The sequence below is a fragment of the bacterium genome, assembly GCA_024224155.1.
Classification (GTDB): Bacteria; Acidobacteriota; Thermoanaerobaculia; order Multivoradales; family JAHEKO01; genus CALZIK01.
Genome location: JAAENP010000379.1, coordinates 1 through 3080 on the forward strand (window position 1 = coordinate 1; position 3080 = coordinate 3080).

3 protein-coding genes are annotated in these 3080 nt (G+C 65.5%); 2 read left to right on the plus strand and 1 reads right to left on the minus strand.

Annotated elements, in window-relative coordinates:
• Window positions 1–356, plus strand: a 356-nt coding sequence (locus GY769_19240) for a glycosyltransferase family 4 protein (protein MCP4204056.1), incomplete at its 5' end; no start/stop codon positions are given.
• 59 nt (window positions 357–415) lie between these two features.
• Window positions 416–1648, plus strand: a complete 1233-nt coding sequence (locus GY769_19245; protein MCP4204057.1) for a DUF2252 domain-containing protein — start codon at window positions 416–418, stop codon at window positions 1646–1648.
• 202 nt (window positions 1649–1850) lie between these two features.
• Here the strand turns inward: GY769_19245 and GY769_19250 are convergent.
• The coding region (locus tag GY769_19250; protein ID MCP4204058.1) for a hypothetical protein at window positions 1851–3080 on the minus strand (1230 nt) is incomplete at its 5' end.

Consider the following 3080-nt stretch of genomic DNA (forward strand, 5'->3'; position numbering starts at 1 on the left):
ACCGGGCCGCCGATATCTTCGTACTGCCTGCCGTTCACGATGCCCAGGGCAACGTCGACGGCCTTCCGAACGTCATTCTCGAAGCCATGGCCTCGGGCTTGCCGGTCCTGGCCTCGGAAATCTCGGGGATCCCCCAGGCGGTCGAAGATGGTGTCAACGGCGTCCTGGTTGCCGAACAGAACCCGGAGCAGCTGAAAGCTGCCCTGCAGCGACTCCTCGGCGGCGCCGAGCGGGCGCGGGAGATGGGGGAGTGGTCGCGCCGAAAGGCCGAACGCGACTTGACCTGGACGGCCATAGCCGCGCGCTACCGGGGCAGTTACCTCGCCGGGCTCGAGCGCGCCGGCTCGAGCCGATGACAGGGACCGCTCACGTAGGGGAGTCTGCCGCCCAAGCCGCTGTAAACTCTTTTGACCGAATGCGATCCGAACGGAAAACGCGCGCCACCGGTTTGTTCCTCGTCGGCTTCCTCGCCGTAGGGCTCGGTCTGGGCTGTTCGGGAAAGTCGGAGCTGTCAGAGACCCCGAATCCTCTCTACGTGGATCCCGCCGCGCGCGACTTCTCGCGGAATCCCGAGCTGTTGCAGCGGGTCGTGGCGAGCCCGCATCGTTACTTCCGCTTCATTAACATCCCTTTCAGCCAGGAGGTATGCCGCCGATACGGCGACCTGATCGAGGGCACCCCGCTCTTCAATCTGCACGGCGACGCCCACATCGAGCAGTACGCGATCACCGATCTCGGTAGGGGGCTCACCGACTTCGATGATTCATCGACGGGACCTGCGCTGATCGATCTGCTGCGATTCGGCACCTCGCTGCGGGTGGCCTGCCATGGACACGACTGTGGCGATCTGGACGCGACCTACAACGAGTTTCTACGCGGCTACCGGGACGCTCTGGAGGACCCCGGTACCGATGCGCCCGAGCCGACGGTGGCCCGGCGGGTGCGCGGTGACTTCAAGTACGATCGCCAGCGCTATCTGGAATGGGTCGGCTCGGTGATGGAGCCTATGCCGGAGTCCGAGAAAGACGCGCTGGAGGCGGCCATGGCTCCCTACGTCGAGGCCATGTTCGAGCAGGATCGCGATCTCGATGGAGACTTCTTCGAGATCGTCGATGCCGGCTACCTGAGGATGGGAGTGGGCAGCGCTCTCGACATCAAGTATCTCGTGCGCGTGCGCGGCGCCACGGACGAGCCCCTGGATGATGACGTGCTGGAGATCAAGGAGGTTCGAGAGCTCGAGGACATCGAGTGCATCCGAGTCTCCCAGGGCTCAGATCCCTTTCGAGTTCTGTTGGGGCAGACGCGAATCGCCTACGAGCCTTTCGGGCACTTGGGCTACATTCGGCTTCAGGGGCGCAGCTTCTGGATTCACGCCTGGGTGGAAAACTACAAGGAGGTCGAAATTGGTGAGTCGCTGGTCTCGCCGGTCGAGCTCGCGGAGGTCGCCTACGATGTCGGGATCCAACTCGGCCGCGGTCACTCGAACCAGATCGGAGCCCCGCTGGACACGCAGCTGCGCCGGGAGCAGGTGAGAATCCTGGACCGCGATCGCGACCGGCTCCGCCAAGCGGTCAGAGAACTCGCCGAGCTGACGCTCGAGGCCTGGCAGATGTTCCGAACGGAGAGCGGGCAGGCTTCGGAGTCGTAGGAGGACGGCGCCGATCACCCAGGCAGGTCGTCGACGGCTCGCCGGGACGGTGATCGCCAAAGTCAAAAGTCGACGCGACGATCGAGCCCGACGACCAGATTCGCTGGAAGGTAAAGCTCAAGGGCTTACCGGATTTGGACGCGAGCTCCGAAGAGTGCTGGGACCTGGGTCTGACCCTGTTCGTGGCAGACGAGGTTCCGTACTAGTTTCCGCCCCACTCGAAGGTCTCCTGGGACTCGAGTACCGCCCGCCGGCGCCGCATATCGAAGGTGACCAGGTGGACTGTGGCCGAGTCCAGGTCCACGGTCTTGGTGAGCGGTCCCAAGGCGTCCGCGGGACTTGCGTGGAGAGCGAGTCGATGGCTGCCGGGCTCGAGCACTTGGGGCGTTTCCAAGGGAAGGTCGAAGGAGCGGCCATCGATCTCGACGCGACCGGCGACGCTGCCCGGCAGGACCTCGACTCTGAGGGCGGCCGGGGGCGCCAAGGGTGATTCGATGGATCGCGTTTCTCCGGGCTCGAGCTCGAGATCGAGGCTCCTGCGCACCTGGTAGGACGGCGTATCGAGCCGGAAGATGAGTTTGTGAGGGCCGGGTCTGAGCCGGCGGGTATGGCGTCGATCCAGAGGCTGAGAGGCTCCGCCGTCGATTGAGACCGTCATCTCGGCGTGCCAACTCGGTGGCAGAAAGATCGTGGCGGGAGTATTGGCAGGGGCGAGACGTCGAGTTCGAGGGGAAGCCACGGGAGCGGACTCGACCGGAGACTTCTGAGATTCCAGCACCGCGATGGCCGCGGTCACCGGGTCTGGCGGGGGCTCCGTCTCAACTTGGGCGGGCGGCGGCACGCCGGCGGACTCCGCGGACACTCGAGGCTCGGGATTCGCGGTGCCAACTCCGACCGGCCCCGGAGCCGGCCCCGGTTGGTTGAAGAGCTCGAGCCAGGCTTGAATCCCTTCGGGGAGCCGATCCCGGAGCTGAGTCAACTCAGACGAAACCGAGTCTGGAAGAGGGCCGCCGAAGTAAAGGTACGACGGTGGGATGCCGAAAACCAGAGCCAGAGAGAGCAAGACCCTGCCCGCGCGTCGCGGGCGCCGGGCGACCTGGATGCGATTCGAAGAGTCGCGCAGTACCGGCCTCGAAGAACGGATGGCGACGTCGCCGAGTCTTGAGCCTTGTTTCGGCCGAAGCGGCAGCGCGGAGTCAAGCTGGGCGGGCGCGGGCCGGTAGGAGCGCGGTAGACCTGCGGGATAGGTCTTGATTGGAACGGTCTCGGCCGAGGGCGGAGCCAGACGGGGGTCTCGAAGAACTTCCTCGAGCGCTTCGACGATCTTGTCGAAGCTCTCGGGCCTCTGCTCCGGCGCCTTCGCCAGGCAGCGGTGCACGAGGCGGACGAGGCGGCCGGGGATGGCCCCGGCTCGGAGCTCTTCGGGTTGCTG